The organism is Arthrobacter sp. 05T420, assembly GCF_056396305.1.
The window spans coordinates 201,153-217,681 of record NZ_JBFTLG010000005.1 but is presented as its reverse complement, the minus strand read 5'-3'; the positions used below and the strand labels follow the sequence as shown (position 1 = coordinate 217,681).

At 67.1% G+C, this 16,529-nt stretch carries 16 protein-coding genes; 5 read left to right on the top strand and 11 right to left on the bottom strand.

Going from position 1 to position 16,529, the window contains the following annotated elements:
• Positions 1 to 62 precede the first annotated feature (62 nt).
• The 8 genes from fdxA to AC1DEM_RS07180 form a co-directional block, all read right to left on the bottom strand.
• Positions 63 to 392: a ferredoxin gene (gene fdxA / locus AC1DEM_RS07215; protein WP_476883827.1), complete on the bottom strand. Its 330-nt coding sequence runs from the start codon at positions 390 to 392 to the stop codon at positions 63 to 65.
• A 6-nt stretch (positions 393 to 398) separates the two neighbouring features.
• Entirely contained in the window at positions 399 to 1,892 is a 1,494-nt protein-coding gene (locus AC1DEM_RS07210) for an aldehyde dehydrogenase family protein (RefSeq protein WP_476883826.1), read from the bottom strand.
• 56 nt (positions 1,893 to 1,948) lie between these two features.
• Positions 1,949 to 2,737: an SDR family oxidoreductase gene (locus AC1DEM_RS07205; RefSeq protein ID WP_476883825.1), complete on the bottom strand. Its 789-nt coding sequence runs from the start codon at positions 2,735 to 2,737 to the stop codon at positions 1,949 to 1,951.
• Positions 2,737 to 3,669 (bottom strand): dihydrodipicolinate synthase family protein, encoded by a 933-nt coding sequence (locus AC1DEM_RS07200; RefSeq protein WP_476883824.1) that lies wholly within the window; start codon positions 3,667 to 3,669, stop codon positions 2,737 to 2,739. Before AC1DEM_RS07200 ends, AC1DEM_RS07205 begins: the two co-directional genes overlap by 1 nt.
• Before the next feature lie 74 nt (positions 3,670 to 3,743).
• Complete coding sequence (locus AC1DEM_RS07195) at positions 3,744 to 4,550, bottom strand: enoyl-CoA hydratase-related protein (RefSeq protein ID WP_476883823.1); 807 nt, start codon at positions 4,548 to 4,550, stop codon at positions 3,744 to 3,746.
• A complete protein-coding gene (locus AC1DEM_RS07190; protein ID WP_476883822.1) occupies positions 4,547 to 5,818 on the bottom strand; it encodes a CaiB/BaiF CoA transferase family protein in 1,272 nt (423 codons plus the stop codon). Before AC1DEM_RS07190 ends, AC1DEM_RS07195 begins: the two co-directional genes overlap by 4 nt.
• Positions 5,815 to 7,197 (bottom strand): FAD-dependent oxidoreductase, encoded by a 1,383-nt coding sequence (locus AC1DEM_RS07185; protein WP_476883821.1) that lies wholly within the window; start codon positions 7,195 to 7,197, stop codon positions 5,815 to 5,817. Before AC1DEM_RS07185 ends, AC1DEM_RS07190 begins: the two co-directional genes overlap by 4 nt.
• Positions 7,198 to 7,412: 215 nt before the next feature.
• On the bottom strand, positions 7,413 to 8,021 hold the full coding sequence (locus AC1DEM_RS07180) for a helix-turn-helix domain-containing protein (protein WP_476883820.1): 609 nt from the start codon (positions 8,019 to 8,021) through the stop codon (positions 7,413 to 7,415).
• Positions 8,022 to 8,714: 693 nt separating this feature from the next.
• On the opposite strand from AC1DEM_RS07180, the gene AC1DEM_RS07175 reads away from it, so the two are divergent.
• Both AC1DEM_RS07175 and AC1DEM_RS07170 read left to right on the top strand, forming a co-directional pair.
• Entirely contained in the window at positions 8,715 to 10,019 is a 1,305-nt protein-coding gene (locus tag AC1DEM_RS07175) for an MFS transporter (RefSeq protein WP_476883819.1), read from the top strand.
• Between the two features lie 116 nt (positions 10,020 to 10,135).
• Positions 10,136 to 10,633 carry a cytidine/deoxycytidylate deaminase family protein gene (locus tag AC1DEM_RS07170; protein WP_476883818.1) on the top strand — a complete coding sequence of 166 codons (498 nt, stop codon included), beginning with the start codon at positions 10,136 to 10,138 and terminating at the stop codon, positions 10,631 to 10,633.
• A gap of 245 nt (positions 10,634 to 10,878) precedes the next feature.
• On the opposite strand, the gene AC1DEM_RS07165 is transcribed toward AC1DEM_RS07170, so the two are convergent.
• A complete protein-coding gene (locus AC1DEM_RS07165; protein WP_476883817.1) occupies positions 10,879 to 11,298 on the bottom strand; it encodes a DUF4383 domain-containing protein in 420 nt (139 codons plus the stop codon).
• Positions 11,299 to 11,518: 220 nt separating this feature from the next.
• Between AC1DEM_RS07165 and AC1DEM_RS07160 the strand changes: the two genes are divergently transcribed.
• Positions 11,519 to 12,835 carry a cell division protein PerM gene (locus AC1DEM_RS07160; RefSeq protein WP_476883816.1) on the top strand — a complete coding sequence of 439 codons (1,317 nt, stop codon included), beginning with the start codon at positions 11,519 to 11,521 and terminating at the stop codon, positions 12,833 to 12,835.
• A 53-nt stretch (positions 12,836 to 12,888) separates the two neighbouring features.
• Here AC1DEM_RS07160 and AC1DEM_RS07155 read toward each other — a convergent pair whose 3' ends face one another.
• The gene (locus AC1DEM_RS07155; RefSeq protein ID WP_476883815.1) at positions 12,889 to 13,320 is read right to left on the bottom strand and encodes a hypothetical protein; all 432 of its coding nucleotides are present in this window, start codon (positions 13,318 to 13,320) and stop codon (positions 12,889 to 12,891) included.
• A 39-nt stretch (positions 13,321 to 13,359) separates the two neighbouring features.
• Between AC1DEM_RS07155 and purN the strand changes: the two genes are divergently transcribed.
• Complete coding sequence (purN, locus tag AC1DEM_RS07150) at positions 13,360 to 13,938, top strand: phosphoribosylglycinamide formyltransferase (RefSeq protein WP_476883814.1); 579 nt, start codon at positions 13,360 to 13,362, stop codon at positions 13,936 to 13,938.
• Positions 13,939 to 14,086: 148 nt separating this feature from the next.
• On the top strand, positions 14,087 to 15,121 hold the full coding sequence (locus tag AC1DEM_RS07145; protein WP_476883813.1) for a hypothetical protein: 1,035 nt from the start codon (positions 14,087 to 14,089) through the stop codon (positions 15,119 to 15,121).
• Here AC1DEM_RS07145 and AC1DEM_RS07140 read toward each other — a convergent pair.
• The gene (locus tag AC1DEM_RS07140) at positions 15,032 to 16,384 is read right to left on the bottom strand and encodes an MFS transporter (RefSeq protein WP_476883812.1); all 1,353 of its coding nucleotides are present in this window, start codon (positions 16,382 to 16,384) and stop codon (positions 15,032 to 15,034) included. The two genes, AC1DEM_RS07145 and AC1DEM_RS07140, sit on opposite strands and share 90 nt — an antisense overlap.
• Positions 16,385 to 16,529: the final 145 nt, after the last annotated feature.

Genomic DNA, 16,529 nt, shown 5'->3' with positions numbered 1-16,529 from the left:
GTCCTGACCCTTGTGATGCTCCTCAGACAGGCGGCAGCCGACTAGAGCCATAAGTCATAGGCTCAGCCTACGGCGCCGGCCGTCACGGGCGCGTCCGCCACCATCGGGTGGTCGCGGTGCAGGTTCCCGAGGGCTGAGGCGCCTTGCGGCGACCCCAGCTCCTCGAAGAACTCCACGTTGGCGCGCACGTAATCGGCCCACTCGTCCGGGACATCGTCGGAGTAGTAGATCGCCTCCACCGGGCACACGGGATCGCACGCGCCGCAGTCCACACACTCGGACGGGTGGATGTAAAGCAAGCGTTCACCCTCGTAAATGCAGTCCACCGGGCATTCGTCGATGCAGGCCTTGTCCTTCACATCCACGCAGGGCTGGGCGATCACGTACGTCATGGCAGGTTACACACCCGTGTAGACGGTCTTGCCCCAGGTGAAGAAGTCCAGCGCGGACTTCCCCTGTTCGCGGAACGTGTTGGTGGAGGAGTCCTTGACGCCGCCGAACGGCACATTCAGGTCCAGCCCCGCCGTCGGGCGGTTGACCTTGATGACCCCGGCCTGGGCGCGGGCGGCGAAGTCCGTGGAGAACGCCAGGGAGTCGGTGCAGATGCCGGCGGTGAGGCCGTAGCGGGAATCGTTGATCGCGGCGAGCCCGGCTTCATAGTCCGGGACCTCGAGGACGGCCACCACGGGTCCGAAGATCTCTTCGGTCACGGCGGCGTCGTCGAACGGCAGGTCGGTGAGGATGGCGGCCGGGAAGAGGAAGCCGGCGTCCGTGCCGCCGTCGTGCTCACCGTGCAGCAGCGTGGCGCCGCGCTCGACGGCGGTGCGCACCGCGGCCTGGTTCTGTTCGAACTGCTGGCTGCTCACGACGGCGCCCATCTTTGCGCCCTCGAGCCCGTCACCGGCGGTGTACTGCGCGGCTTCCGCGGTGAGGGCCTCAAGGAACGAAGTACGGATTCCCGGCGTGACGTAGACGCGGGACGTGGCGGTGCAGGCCTGGCCGGTGAGGCCGAACGCGCCGGCCGCCACCACCTGGGCCGCCTTGCGCGGATCGGCGTCGTCCAGGACCAGCACGCCGTTCTTGCCGCCCATTTCCAGCTGGACCCGGGCGCGGCGGGCGTTCAGGATTTCCTGCAGCCCGAGCCCCACGTTGGTGGAGCCGGTGAAGGACAGCCCGGCGATCCGGGGATCGCGGGCCAGGGCGTCGCCCACCACGCGGCCCTTGCCGTGGACCACGTTGAACACGCCGGCGGGCAGGCCGGCGTCCTGCAAGGCGCGGGCCAGGTGCGTGGCGGAGAGCGGGGTGAGCTCGGCCGGCTTGATGACCACGGTGTTGCCGCTGATCAGCGCCGGGGCGGCCTTCCAGGCGGGGATGGCGATGGGGAAGTTCCACGGCGTGATGAGCCCGACGACGCCGAGCGGCTCGCGCCGGGTGGTGATGGTGGTGTCCGGCAGGCCGCTGGGCAGCACCTCGCCGGTGGCGGCCCAGCCGAGGGAACCGAAGAAGCGGAGCACGTCGGAGGCGCGCTTGACCTCGCCCTTGGCCTCGGCCAGGGTCTTGCCCTCTTCACGGACGAGGTCCTCGGCGATGGCAGCCTGGCGGTCCAGGAGCAGGTTTCCGGCGGCCATCAGGATGGCGCCGCGGGCCGGAGCGGGCAGGGCTGCCCAGGCCGGCTGCGCAGACTTGGCGGCGGTGATGGCGGCGTCGACGTCGGCTGCGGTGCCGCCGGGGGAGAGGGCTGCGAGCTCGCCCGGGCGGGCCGGGTTCATCCGTTCGGTGTCCGCCCCGCCGATCCATTCGCCGTTGATGAGATGCCGGGCGGTGATGAGGTCCCGCCCGGTGGCGGTTCCGGTGCCGGTGTCAGTTGAGGTGTCTGATGCTGTGGAAGTCATGGTGTTCCTTCGGGGGAGTCGGAGCAGGGTGAGTGGTGAGTGTCCAGGGCCAGCGGTTAGAGCCCGCGGATGAGGCCGCCGTCGCAGCGCAGTGCCACGCCGGTGATGTAGGAGGCCGGGGCGCTGCAGAGAAACGCCGCGGCGGCGCCGAATTCCTCGGGTTCGCCGTAGCGGCGGGCGGGGATGGTCTTGCGGGATTCGAGCTGGATGTCCTCGGGCGTGGTGCCGCGCCGCTTGGCGGCGGCCTGGTCCAGTTCCGCGACCCGGTCCGTGGCGATGCGTCCGGGCAGGAGCATGTTGACCGTGACGGCGTCCAGGGCCACCTCGGCGGCGAGGGTCTTGAGGTAAGCGGCCAGTGCCGCGCGGCCGGTGTTGGAGACGGCCAAGTTGGGCAGCGGCGCCACGACGCCGCTGGAACCGACGGCCAGGATCCGTCCCCAGCGCCGTTCCCGCATGCCCGGAAGGATGTGCGAGACCAGGGCGTGGTGGGGTTTGACCAGTTGTTCGAATGCCGCGGCAATGTCGTCGGCGCCGAGCGTGGCGGCCGCGCCGGGCTTCGGTCCGGGGCCGTTGAGGACCAGGATGTCGATGGGGCCGAGTTCCGCCACTGTCTGTTCGACGGCGGCACCCACGCCTTCCGCGGTGCTCAGGTCTGCCTCGATGGCGACGGCGCCCGGGCCGTAGGCGTCCGTCAGCTCGGCGACGATCTCCTTGGCGCGCACCTCGCGGCGGCCGGTGATGGCCACCCGGACGCCTTCGGCCGCGAGGGCCCGGGCGATGGCGAGGCCGAGCCCGCCGGTGGAGGCGGCCACGAAGGCGGTCTTCCCGCTGATTCCGAGATCCATTAGTTCCTCCCCGCCGTGCTGAGGGCGGCGGCCGGATGCAGGCCAAGGGCCTCGGCGGCCTCGGCCAGATGCGTGCGCAAGCCAGTCCGGAGACCCTCCGGGAAGGCCGCGGCCGGGGCCCGGACGCCGGCGTCGGCAATCAGTCCGCGCTGGTGCAGGCATTCCTTGCGGACCGCCAGCGCGATTTTGGCCTGCTGTTCGAAGTTGATCAGCGGAAGGTACGGAAGCAAGGCATCGCGGGCGGCCTCGTAACCGTCCTTCTGCCATGCCCGCACGCAGGCGATGAGAGCTTCCGGGTAGGAGAACCCGGTCATCGCCCCGGCGGCGCCGGCCATGAGCTCGTCCAGGAGTCCCTGGCCACCGAGGCCGCCGAACACGGAGACGTCCAGGGCTGCGGTGAGGTGTGCGATCGCGACGGACGTGGGCGGGGCCTCGGCCTTGACCGCGGTGACGAAGCTGCAAGCCTGCACCACGGAGATCAGTGCCTCGGTGCTGATGCTGACGCCGCTGGCCAGGGGGTAGTCCTGCAGCACCACGTTGGCGCCGGTGGAGTGGTGAATGGCGTTCAGGTGCGCGGTGACCACGCCGGGGTTGGCGGAGTTGGCCTGCACCATGACGGCAGCCAGGCGGTCCCCGGTGGCAGCCTGGATGGAACGGATCTCATCCACGGCTGTGCCGGTGTAGAGGGAGGTCACTCCCACCACGAGGGGCAGGCGCGTTTCCTCCACGACCACTTCCAGGACCAGGCTGCGTTCGGCCGCGGTGAGGGCCGCGGCCTCGCCGAACACGCCCAGGACCGTGAGGCCGGTGGCGCCGATCGACTCGTAATAGCCCACGAGTCGGGCCAGGCTGTCCGTGTCGACATCCAGGGCGCTGCCCTGGAAGGGTGTGGCGACGACGCCCCACACGCCGGGTGTCAGTGACTCCCGCATAGGTTTCTCCTTCTAAGCTCTTGTTGTTCTTCGAGCGGCTGAATATCGGGCGGTGGAGGCTAGCGGCTGTCGCTTTAATGTCCAGGCCAGAGCGGCGGGCGCTTTTCCTGGAAGGCGCGGACGCCCTCGGCGGAGTCCTCGCTGTCCAGCGCCGCCATGAGGGCCGGGAGCCGGAGCCCGCGGGCCTCGGTGGCGGTCAGGTGCGCGGTCTGCGTGACCATCTGCTTGACCGCCCGGACGGAGGTGGGGGCGCAGGCGAGGATCTGGTCCAGCCAGCGCTGCACCGCGGCGTCGAGCTCATCCGCGGGGACCACCTCATTGACCAGGCCCATGGACTGCATCTCTGCGGCCTCGGTCTTCCGCCCGGTGACGAGCATGCCCATCGCCTGGGTGTACGGGATCCGGCGCACCAGCTGGTGGATGCCGCCGTCCAGCGCCAGGCGCCCGACGCGCGGTTCCGTCAGCCCGAAGCGTGCGGTGTCCGCGGCGATCACGATGTCCGCGCCGAGCACGATCTCCATGCCGCCGCCGAGCGCGTAGCCGTTGACCCGGGCAATCACCGGGATGTCCAGCGTGGTGCGCAGGCTGAGCCCACCGAAGCCGTTGGGGTCCAGGCCCGCCCAGTACTCGAGGCCGGTCTTGTCCACGGCGGAGGCGGACATGTCCGCGCCGACGCAGAATGCCCGGGTTCCGGCGCCCGTGATGACCACGGCCCGGACGTCGGGATCGGCTTCGAGCTGGTCCCAGATTTCGTTGAGCCGGGCCTGCGCGGAACCGTCGACGGCGTTGAGCACGTGCTGGCGGTCGATCACCACCGTGGCCACGTGGTTCTCGATGGTCAGGGTGACCTGGTCCACTGTCTGCTCTACTGTGGCAGTCATCGGAGGACCCCCAGCTGCTGCAGGCGCTCGATGGTCTCGGCGTCGAACCCGTTCTCCAGCAGCACCTCCACGTTGTGTTCGCCGAGCCGCGGGGCCGCGCGGCGGATGGTGGGAGGGGTGGCGGAGAGCCGGATGGGCGCGTTGAGCATTTTCACGGTGCCGACGGCGGGGTGTTCTGCCTCGACGATCATGCCGTTGGCGTGCGTCTGCGCATCGGCCAGGGTCTGCTCCAGGGTGTGCACGGGGGCGTTGAGCAGTCCCTTGTCCTCCAGCTGGCCGGTCCAGTATTCGGTGGTGTTGGTGGCGATGCGCTCGCGGAAGATCGCCTGCAGCGCCGGCTTGTTCTCGAACTGCTGCTCCAGGTTGGCGAACTCGGGCCGCAACGTGAGGTCCTCGTCCAGGCCCAGCGCCTCGGAGATCCTGGCCAGCGGGTCCGGGGTGAAGCCGCCCACCATGCAGACGGCGCCGTCGGTGGTTTCAAAGACGCCGCTGAGCGGCATGGCTCCCCAGTTGACCTCGTAGCCGCGGTTGAGCTGCATGCACGCCTCCTGCATCTGCAAGTGGAGCATGGAGTCGTACATGGTCACCTCCACCTTCTGCCCGACGCCGGAGCCCTTCCGGGTGCGCAGCGCCAGCAGGATGCCCTGCATGAGGTGCATGCCGGTGATGTAGTCGCACAGCGTGGTGGGGTAGATGGACGGCTTCACGTCGTCCGATTCGCGGCGCCACATGACGCCGGAGTAGGCCTGGGCGATCGCGTCCTGGCCGCCCTTGTGCGAGTAGGGGCCCTCGGGGCCGAAGCCCGTGCCGGAGGCCCAGATGATGCCCGGGTTCTGCTCCTTGAGGTCCTCGTAGCCGAAGCCCATCCGCTCCATCACGCCGGAGCGGAAGTTGCTGACCACCACGTCCGCGTCGGACAGCAGCCGGCGGAGCACGGCCTTGCCGTCGTCGGTGCGGGTGTCCACGGAGATGCTGCGCTTGTTCCGGTTGATGGACAGGAAGATCGGGTTGTCCTGGCCGTCCTTGTCCGGGAACGAGTTGCGGGAGATGTCCCCGGCGCCCGGGCGTTCCACCTTGATGATGTCCGCGCCGTAGTCGCCCAGCAGTTGGGTGCAGGACGGGCCCATGAACACCTGGGTGAAGTCCACGATCTTGATGCCGTCTAGGGGGAGCGGCGTGCCGGCAGCAACGGGCGCGGCGGCGGGGGCCGCCGTCGTGCCTTCTGCTGTTGAGTCTCCGGTGAAGAGTTCGTCGATGACGGTGCTCATGCCCCCACCACCGCGTCCACGTCAAGGGTGGCGTTCGACGACGGGACGTCGCCCGGGTCTGCGCCGTGCCGGCGCATGCCCTGCTGGATGTCCAGCGCGGAGACGTTGCGGACCAGGGTGCCGTTTTCGATGGCGAGTGCGGCGGCGACGCCGACGGCCTGGCCCATCGCCATGCAGGGCGGGATCTCGCGGGACATCTTCTGCGCCTCGGGTGTGGCGGAGTAGTGCCGGCCGGCGACCAGCAGCTGGTCCACTTCCTTGGGCAGCAGCGAGCGGAACGGGTAGTAGTAGTCGCGGCCGCGGGCCACGGTGTCGGCGAAGTGGCGGCGGGAAGTGACGTCGTCCTTGGTCATGACGTATTCGCCTTCCAGCAGCCGGGTCTGGCGGACGCCCATCTGGGACGCGACATCGAGCATGTAGCAGTTCTCGAAGCCGGGCAGGTTGGCGCGCACGTAGTCCACGGCCTCGGTGATGCGGTCCCGTGCGGCGAACTCGGCGGCGGTCATGTCCGCCGGGTCGACGCCGTCGAACCCGGTCATGTGCGGTGCGTTGCACCAGACCACGCCGTCGATGGGGGTCTTGAGCCACCACAGTTCCCAGGCGCCGCCGAGGAGGCGCTTGATCTTGCGGTTGATGGCGCGGGCTTCCTTCGGGTTGGCCTGTTCGAAGGCTTCCGCGGCGTTGGTGTCGACGTTGCCGAGGCGGAAGACCAGCGTGGTGAGGTAGCTGTCCTTGACGTAGCTGGCGCCGGCCCGGGAGGCGACGTCGATGTCGCCCGTGGTGTCGATGACGATGTCGGCCATGAAGGCCTGCGGGCCGGACTTGGTCTCGCAGATGACGCCCTTCATGACGCCGTTGTCCACGATGGGGCGGGAGAACCAGGAGTGCAGGCGGAGGTTGACGCCGGCCTCGCGGACGAGGTCGTTGGAGACGCGCTTCCAGCCGTCGGGGTCGAAGGCGGCGGCGTAGCAGACCGGCTTCGGGGTGGTGTGCGAGTGGAAGTCGAAGGTGCCGTAGCGGCCCCACTTGTTCCACAGTTCCTCGGAGGTCTTGCGGTCACCGGCCGGCGGGACGATCGCCAGACCCAGCTTCTGCAGGCGCTCGACGTACTCGGACACGATGCCCGTGACGGTGATTTCCTGGCCGTTGATCATGTCATCCAGGACGAGCACCATGCCGCCGGAGGCGAGGCCGCCGAGGGAGGAGTAGCGTTCCAGCAGCGTGACCGAGGTACCCGAGCGGGCCGCGGTGACGGCGGCGGCCACACCTGCGGGGCCACCGCCCACCACGAGGACGTCGGAGCGGGAGATGACGGGAGCGGTGAGGTCCGCTGTGGTGGTGCTGAGTTCCAGCGACGACGTGGCTGTAGACGGGTTCATGGGGATCCTAACTATTCCGGCGAAGTGCCGTTGGGAGGGCGGCCGGTGACGTAGAAGACGGTGCTCAGGAGGGGATCGCGGCGGCGTTGACCGCGAAATCGACCCGGCGGAGGGTATGACGCAGCGCGGCCCGTTGCGGACCTGGCTGCAGGGTATGGAAAAGGTTCCGGGGGACGTATCCGGACCGGACGGCGACGGCGGCTAGAGCCGGCCGATCACCACGCGTGAGGTGCGTTAACCCAGATCGCTACGCAGACCTCTTCGTAGCTGTTTTTGTACCAGTGAGGCGTTTCCGAAGAGAAGGTGATCGAATCGCCTTCCTCCAGGGTGTAGCACTCGCCGTCCAGGAAGATGTCTTTCCGGCCGGAGAGAATGATGCCGAATTCCTCGCCGCTGTGCCGGAAAGGGGTGGCACTGGTGTCGTGGCCTGGCGGACTCACGATCCATTGGGCCTCCAGCGCACCGTTGAGGTCCGGGGTGAGCAGCTCGTAGACCGCTTCACCCACGGACTTCTTGGTGACGCCTTTGAGGTTTCTCCGCTCGCCCTTGCGGACCACGGGGGACTTGGTTTCTTCCTGCCCGAGGAAGAACTTCCCTACGGGGATGTCCAGGCCGTGGGCCAACTGTGCCAAGGTGGTGAAGGACGGATTGGCCAGGCCGCGTTCGATCTGGCTTACGATCGCCGGGCTGAGGCCGGTGATTTCCGAGAGCTTGGCAAGGGTCATTCCTTTGTCTTTGCGCATGTTGCGTACCTTGTTGCCTACGGTGGCAAGGAGGACGCTTGTGCCGGCTGGGGAAGATCCCGTGACGCTTTCGGTAGCCATGGTCCGACTTTCTCTTGGTGAGCTAACACACATAACTATAGTGAAAACTTTTAGCGAATCAATGGTTTTCGTAAATTTCTTTACGGTTTCCGTTCTTGATCCGGGCGCTCCGGGCCGGAGGCCAGTCGCGGCTTGAGGCCGCCTCGCGCCCCGTTCGGGCCGGAATTGCGCGGGTTTCACGTTCCGTCCGGGCCGGGCTCTCGATGCGCCTCCCTTCGGCTTGGCGGCATCGTGCGAGGTGAGGCCGTTTTTTCCATAGAACCATTGACTCTGTGAAGATCTTCAATATAGTTGTGTGAGCCGCACCACTAAGGGTTCGAAGCTTAGTGAACAGAGATGGGGGCGCAGCCACCTTCTGGCGGAAGGTGCGCCCGGCCCGCGTTCGTGATCGTTCCCTTGTACTGATGCAGTGGTATCTGCCAAGCCATCCGCAGACCTGATGTTGCCCGGTAAACTCGAGGCGCGTTCCTTAGCGATCCGTCCCCTGTTTCCGAGCTGGATGGCCCGTTGCATTCAATCGCTACGAAGAGGCACGCGTAGCTATCTGGGCTAACTCACCTCCCATGTGGTGAACCGGTCCCGCCCTGCGGACCAAGCCAAACGATAGTTTCGATCACTGCCGGCCCCAACAGGGCGTCCGCCGGTGATCCGTACCCTCCCGCGCCCCGAAGGCGAGGGGGAAGGAAAAGTATCATGACTGACACTGCCGTCAAGATTGACCTAGAGAGCGGCCGGAAGTCCCGGCTCTCGCCGGAAGTACGCCGCGGGCTGCTTGGCCTCGGACTGGGAAACACCCTGGAATGGTACGACTGGATGGTCTTTGGCCTTCTGTCGGCTTTCATCGGGCCAAAGTTCTTCCCGTCGCAGGACCCCGTCGCGGCAACGCTGAGCGCGCTGGCAGTCTTCGCCGTCGGCTTCGCATTCCGTCCGCTGGGCGGAATCCTGCTCGGTACCCTGGCCGACCGGATCGGACGGCGCCGGGTCATGCTTTGGTCCATCATGATGATGGCCGGCACCACCCTGATCATTGCCCTCTGCCCCACTTACGACCAGATCGGTGCCGCCGCCGGCGTCATTCTCCTGGTCTGCCGCATCATCCAGGGCATCTCCACGGGTGTTGAAGCCCCGCTGTCCACCGCCCACGCGGTCGAACTCGTCCCCGAGGGCCGCGAAGGCTTTGTCGCCGGCATCATCTCCTTCTACGTCAACGCGGGCATCCTGCTCGCCTCGCTTGTCAGCTGGCTGTCATCCCTGATGCTCGGCGCAGCCGTCATGGCCGACTGGGGCTGGCGTGTGCCCTTCGTCGTCGGCGCGGCCTTCGGCTTTGTGGTGGTGTACCTTCGCCGGACCCTTCCGGAAACCATGAAGCCCGAGGAACTGGCGGACAACTCCACGAAGATGGTCTGGGGCGGGGTGCGCAAGCACTGGCTCAGCGTGCTGGCCATCACGTTCGTCGTCGGAGCAGCGCAAGCCTACAACTACGCGTGGAACACCGGCCTCCCGACGGCTGCCCGCACCGGCTTCAAAGAAGACGCGACCGCTGTCTTCGCACTGACCACCGTGCTGGGCGTCGTGCTGGTGGTCGGAAGCCTCATCATCAGCAAGGTTGCCGATGGCAAGTCGATTTCGAAGTGGTTCCTGATCACCCGTGCACTGTCCATCCCGTCGGTCTTCCTGATGCTGATGTACGTCAAGCCCGGCATCGCCGGCTTCGCTGCCGTGCTCCTCGGCGGCTCGGTGGTGCTGGTCCTGAACATGACCCTGTACAACGTGGTCAGCAGTTCCCTCATGCCGAAGAATTGCCGCGGCGCCGGAACTGCGCTCGGATACGGCCTGGGCGTGGCGCTCTTCGGCGGCACGGCCTCCTACCTCCTGGTGTGGCTGCAGTCCCTGAACGCATCCTGGATCTTCCCCGTCTACGTGGCCGTGCTCTCGGCGCTCAGCATTGTTTTCTACCTGCTGGCCCGGCAGAAGAACGGCATCTTCATCGGCAGGTAATCACTGCAGGTAAGAACGTGTCAGTAAGAACCTGCCAGTAAGAACCTGGCGGCCTGCCGGTAAGAACGCGCCGGTAACAACGTCAGGACAGTTTGAACGGAAAGTGGGAACCCCCAATGGACGCGAGTCGCCCGGACGGAAGAGGCGCGGAGGCAAAAGTGATCTCCTTTGACCTCAGCGCGTCAGACGTGGAGCTTTACGAGGCAGCGCGTGGGCTGTTGCTGACTGCCCACCACAGCGAGAACCACCGGGTGGCCGCGGCCATGCGCGGTGGGTCCGGGGCCATCTACCTCGGACTGCACATTGGCGCGAAGCGCATCAATGTGTGCGCCGAATCCAGCGCCCTCGCCAATGCCCGCATGGCGCAGGAGGCATCAATCCACTCCGTGGTGGCCGTCAGCATGGACGGGCAGGGACAACCCCAGGTCACGAACCCGTGTGGCCTCTGCCGGGAACTGCTGCGTTCCTACGGAACCGAAACCTCCGTCCTGGTCGATGCCGAGGGCGAAGTGGGGAAGGTCCGGATCAAGGAACTGCTGCCATTTCCCTGGATGCGCGCCACGGAAACGGAGTGGGACACCCTTCCGCCCCGCGTGGAGGACAGCACCACCTAGCACGTCAGCCCAACTGGCTCGCAGCAGGGGCCGTTTTGAACCCTCAGAACGGCCCCTGCTGCTAGTCAGTTGGGCGCATGTCGTACGCGGAAACCTTGCCGCCGCCGTCGTTGTCCGGACGCCGTGCCGGGCAGAAACCGGGCACACAGGAAGCTGGTGCAGCCGCCGCGTTTCCGCTAAACCACTGCACCAGCAGGTAGTACGAATTTTCTGAATACTATGAAACGTTACTCATTCGCGGCTCCCTATGTCCCGGGGGTTGATGACCGGGTCTCTACGTCTTCTTCAAGGTGCCTCGTCATCAGCCAGCCTGCGCCGGCCATTACTATGCCCATTACCATGAAGGCCCAATTGTCCATGGTGTTCAGCGACAGGAAGTTGGCCGCCGAATTCACGCCGACGATGAAACCGTAGATGCTAAGGACGATGTACAGCAGACCGGAGCCCATGAGGAAATTCCGGGCGCCCATGGCACTCCGGGACATGGTCAGGCCGGTGGCGCCGATCGCGAGCTGAACGATGTTCAGCAACATCGACACCTGGAACAGGCCCAGGAACAGGGCCTTGGAATCAGGCCCGAAGAACCTCAGTTCGCTGTAGTTCGTAGTGATGCCGGGGATGAACCCCAAGATGCCCACGACGATCAGGACGATACCCACACCCATGCCTACGTTCTGTACATCTGTCCGACCGAAGTGAACGCCATGCGCATGGGGAGATGCAGTAGTCATGTTCTGCCTCCAACCACTGATTGCGGACACTAACAATTTTACGACCCGGGTCTGGAAAAAGCGCCGGGAGGCCCGGACGGCAAATACCGCGGATCTGGGCAATGTGCCTGTCGGAAACCGGCCGGATGCCGGGCCCATGGCACCATGGATCTCGATGAAACTGCGCGCTGATCAGACCGGACAACGTGGCCTTCCCATGCCCCTGGGGCTGCAGGGTGCCCTCGAGTCCGCCCAGGCCGCCGTCATTTCCGCCTTGGTGGTGGTGGCGCCGATCGTCATGGTCTGGGCCACGGCCGGATTCCAGCACAGCGGATTCGACGTCCTGGCCCGCCTGGCCGGCCAGGCCTGGCTGCTGATCCACGGCGTCCCCCTGCTGCTGGACACTCCCGGCGCAGGGTCCGCCGCGTACCCGGAATCGGGCACGCTCTCGCTCATCCCGCTGGGTCTGACCCTCATCCCGTTCCTGCTCGCCTGGCGTGCCGGACGGCGTCTGGCCCGCGCCTCCTACACGGACCAGCTCTGGCAGGCGCTGCTCGGGTCCTGGCTGATGTACGCGGCGTTCGGGATCACCACGGGCTTCGTCTGCCGCGCGGCCGACGTCGGCATCAGTCTCTGGGCCGCCGCGTTCATTCCCCTCATCCCGTTCGGGCTCGGCATGGTGGTGGGCGCGCGCCGGGAGGCAGGCTCGTGGAGCCGGCTGATCGGCGTCGACGCCGTGGCCTGGCTGTCCCGCACCAGCCAGCACTCCCGCTGGGCGGGCTCCTACCTGGGCTCGGCCATCAAGGCCGGCTCGGTGGCGCTGATGGCGAGCCTGGCGATGTCGGCGGCGCTGCTCGCCGTCGACCTCTTTATTCACTGGAACCTCGTGGTGGCCGTCTATGAAGGGCTCGACGCCGGTGCCATGGGCGGCGGCGTGCTCACCATCGTGCAGCTCGGCTTCCTGCCCAACCTCGTCGTGTTTGCCCTGGCGTGGATCTCCGGCTCGGGGTTCGCCCTCGGCGTCGGCTCGCTGGCCGGGCCGCTCGGGACTGCCGTCGGCCCGCTGCCGTCCGTTCCGGTGTTCGCCGCGCTGCCGTCCGGCTCCCTCGGCTTCGGTTTCGTGGCCCTGGTGGTGCCGGCGCTGGCCGGGGCGCTGGCCGGCTGGTGGTTCCTGCGCGAAGGCGAAAACCACTTCGACGAATGGCTGTCTATCAAGATCCGGGCCCGCTGGTTTACCGCCGCGGCCTCCACCCTGGTGCTGGGCGCCGTGATCGGCTCCGTGGCGGGGCTGCTCGCGGCGGGACTCGCCTGGCTGGCCCGCGGCTCGGCCGGCATCGGGCGGCTGACGGAGATCGGGCCCGACCCGCTCAGCATGGCACTGTTCGTGGCCGCGGAGGTGGGGATCGGCGTCGTGATCGGCTACGCGGCCGGACCCTGGCTGGAACGCCAGCAGACGCTGCGCGAGGCAGACCTGGAAACGGTCAACCGCTGACAGTCTCTCTCTGACGCACTGCGAGGGCAGCTGCCAGGGGAACCGTTTGGCGGCTAGCGCAGCTGCGTGGGCATGGAGTTCTCCAGCTGCGTCCGGCATTCCGAGGTTGCCTGCTGCGTCAAGGCGTGGCGGACGCACTGCTGGTAGTCGCGGATCTGGTTGAAGAACAGGGTCGAGGTCAGGATCACCAGCAGCATCACCGCCGAGACCACCAGCCCGGAAATCGTGCCGAACAGGACCAGCCGCGATTCCTTGTACTTCGCCGCCCGGATCAGCACCACGATGCCCAGCACAATCGCGGCCGCCGTGAGCAGGGCCGTCAGCCACAGGTAGCTCACGTCGAGTTGGAAGACGAAGAAGGAGCCCAGGACCGCGACGATGAACAGCCGGAACAGGGTGTGGGTCAGCCGCGTGGATTCTTGGACCGCCGGGGCGTGCGGATGCGGGCCCGGCTGGGGTTTGCCGGAGTCCGTGGGGGAATTCATGTTTTCCAGCCTACGCGAGCGGCCCCATAAGCTAGGACCATGCGCATAGTTGTCCTCGTTTCCGGCACCGGCTCCAACCTCCAGGCAGTTATCGATGCCGCTAAGTCCGGCGCGCTCGACGTCGAGATCGCCGCCGTCGGCGCCGACCGGCCGGGGACTTTCGGGGTGGAGCGCTCCGCCGCCGCCGGCATCCCCACGTTCGTGGTGGACTTCAAGGCGTACCCGGACCGGGCGGCCTGGAACACGGCGCTGACCGAGGCCGTGGCCGGCTTCGCCCCGGATGTGGTCGTCTCCTCAGGCTTCATGCGGATTGTCAGCGCGGACTTCATCGACGCGTTTGGCGGCAAATACCTCAACACGCACCCGGCGCTGCTGCCGTCCTTCCCCGGCGCCCACGGTGTCCGCGACGCGCTGGCCTACGGCGTGAAGGTCACCGGCTGCACTGTGCACTGGGCCGACGCAGGCGTGGACACCGGCCCCATCATCGCGCAGGAAGCCGTGGCGATCGGGGACGGCGAGAGCGAGGAATCCCTGCACGAACGCATCAAGATCGTGGAGCGCCGGCTCCTGGTCTCCACCCTGGCCTCCCTGGCAGCAGCCCGGCACGCCCCTGCCTGACCTGCCCGACTGCCTCGCACCCAACTGACTCGCAGCAGGGGCCGTTTTGAGCGCCCAAAACGGCCCCTGCTGCTAGGTAGTTGGCTAGACGGGTCACGGTCTGTGGATAACTCCCCGACGAAGTCCTGGGCCTTGCGACGATAGGTCGATGAAGACACCCCGGCCACTACCGGCGCCGCTCCGCTCGGCGCCCTTTACCGTCTCGGAGGCAGCCGACGCCGGAGTCAGCCGGCGCAGGCTCAAGCATCGCTCCCTGTACATCCCGAGCCGCGGGGTCCGGTTGCCATCAGAACACTCTGTTGAACTGAAGCTCCACGCCCGGCCCCTCGCCCTTATTACGCGATTCTCTGCGGTCTCCCACGCGACCGCCTTCCTGATCTGGGAGTTTCCGGGCTTCCTCCCGGGCTCTCATACCCCGGGCATCCACATTTCCCGTCCGGACACGATGGCAATACCGCGGCGTAGGGGCGTGATTGGCCACGTCGGGCAATTCTTCGCCGACGAGATCACGACGGTCGACGGCGTGTTTGTCACCACGAGGACCAGGACCTGGTTGGACTGCGCCCGGAAGATGAGCATCGATGAGCTGACCGTGGTGGCGGACCACTTATTGCGCCACCCGCGCCAGGCGTTTGAAAGCCGGACGGAGGCGTATGCCAGCCTTGGGGAACTCACCGAGATGCTGGACCGGCACAAGGGTACGCCCGGCATCCGGAAGGCGCGGCTCGCCCTGGAACAGGCCCGGATCGGTGCAGATTCGGCGCCCGAGACGCGGCTCCGGCTTGCGCTGTGCCGTGCGGGACTGCCGGAACCGGTACTGAACGTGGCCACAGTGCTGCGTTCCGGCGTCGTGCGTCAACCCGATCTTGCCTATCCGGAGCACCGGGTTGCCGTGGAGTACGAAGGTGACGGGCACTCCGAACCGGCCCAGGTCATCCGTGACATCGCCAGGGAAGAGGACTTCAGCGGCGCTGGCTGGATCCTGGTCCGGATCTCGAAGCGGCACATGGAGAACGACGCGCGAGCCGCAGTCTCCAAGGTCCGCGCGGCACTCGCCAGCCGAGGCCGAGTTGAGGGGCAAGGAGTGGGGACGTTAGTCGAGCCGGCGCTGCTTGGTTTCGGGGGCGAAGAACGCCATCCACAGCACGGAGATCAGCACCAGTCCGCCGGCCAGCGCGAATGACGTCGCGAGGCCCAGTTCCGGCCACAGGAAGGCCGCAAAGATCAGCGGGCCGAACCCGGCGCCGAGCCGGGAGAACGTCGAGGCCCAGCCGAAGCCGGAGCCGCGCAGCTCGGTGGGGTACAGCTCGGAGACGTACGCGTAGAGCACCGGGATGGCCACCTGCACCACGAAGCCGAACACCAGGAGCCAGAACACCGCGGCCGTGGGGATGTCCACCACGATCGCAACAATCACCAGCGTCAGCGCGGACAGCGGGCCGGTGATCGCCAGGATCCACTTGCGACCCACCCGCTCCACCAGCAGGGCGGCCACCACCACGCCGAGGAGCCCGACGGCGGCCATCGACGCCGTGGTCAGGAAGGCCTTGTACTCCTCGAAGCCGGCGCCGATCAGGATCCGCGGCATCCACGTCAGCGACAGGTAGTAGACCAGCAGGATGCTGAAGAAGAGGGCCCACGCCGCCGTCGTGATTTTCCAGTTGAACTGCCAGAGTGCTCGCAACTGTGTCCATGCGCTGCCGGCCGAGAGGCGGGGCGCGTCCTGCGGTGCGGGCAGGCTGTAGACCCGGGCCTCGGCGCCGGTGGCCTCGACCAGGCTGTCGATCACCTTCGCGGCTTCCTCGCGGCGGCCCTTGCGGATCAGGAACAACGGGGATTCCGGCACGCTGCGGCGGATCCAGAACACCAGCAGCGCCGGGAGCACCATGACCAGCATGGTCAGCCGCCAGTCCGCGAAGGCCGCAACCAGCCCGGCGGAGACGAAACCGCAAAGGGCCGCGCCGATCGGCCACCAGCCGTCCATCGCCGTGAGCACCCGGCCGCGCTGTTTGCGCGGGGTGAACTCGCCCACCAGCGCATAGTCCACCGGGATGCAGCCGCCCAGGCCGAACCCGGCCAGGAACCGGAACACGACGAACCACAGAAAATCGGGGGAGAACGCCCCGAACACGGTGAAGATCGAAAAGATCAGCAGGGTGGAAGTGAAGGCCTTCTTGCGGCCGATGGTGTCCGCGATGGTGCCCCAGACAAAGGCGCCCAGGGCCATGCCAATCAGGTTCGCCGTGCCGATCCAGGCGGCATCGCCCGGGCTCAGCGACCAGTGTTTGGACAGCAACGGTATGAGGATGCCGTTGAGCGTGACGTCCCAGGCATCGAACATGAAGCCCAGTCCGCCGATCAGGAAGATCCGGCCTTGGACCTTCCACCGCCACGGCAGCTCCTGGACCACCTGTTCGCCGCTGGGCACAGTGGTGTACGTGTTCATCTTGGCCTCCTGTGAAAACTCTACGTGGCCCGGCCGCGGCCCACGTGCTTCACACTCCGGCGCGCGGAAGGGCCCGGCACCGGGACGCGATAAACTGGCCGCATCCCCACCACCCGCGGCCCCCGCCGCGATATAAGACGGAGAC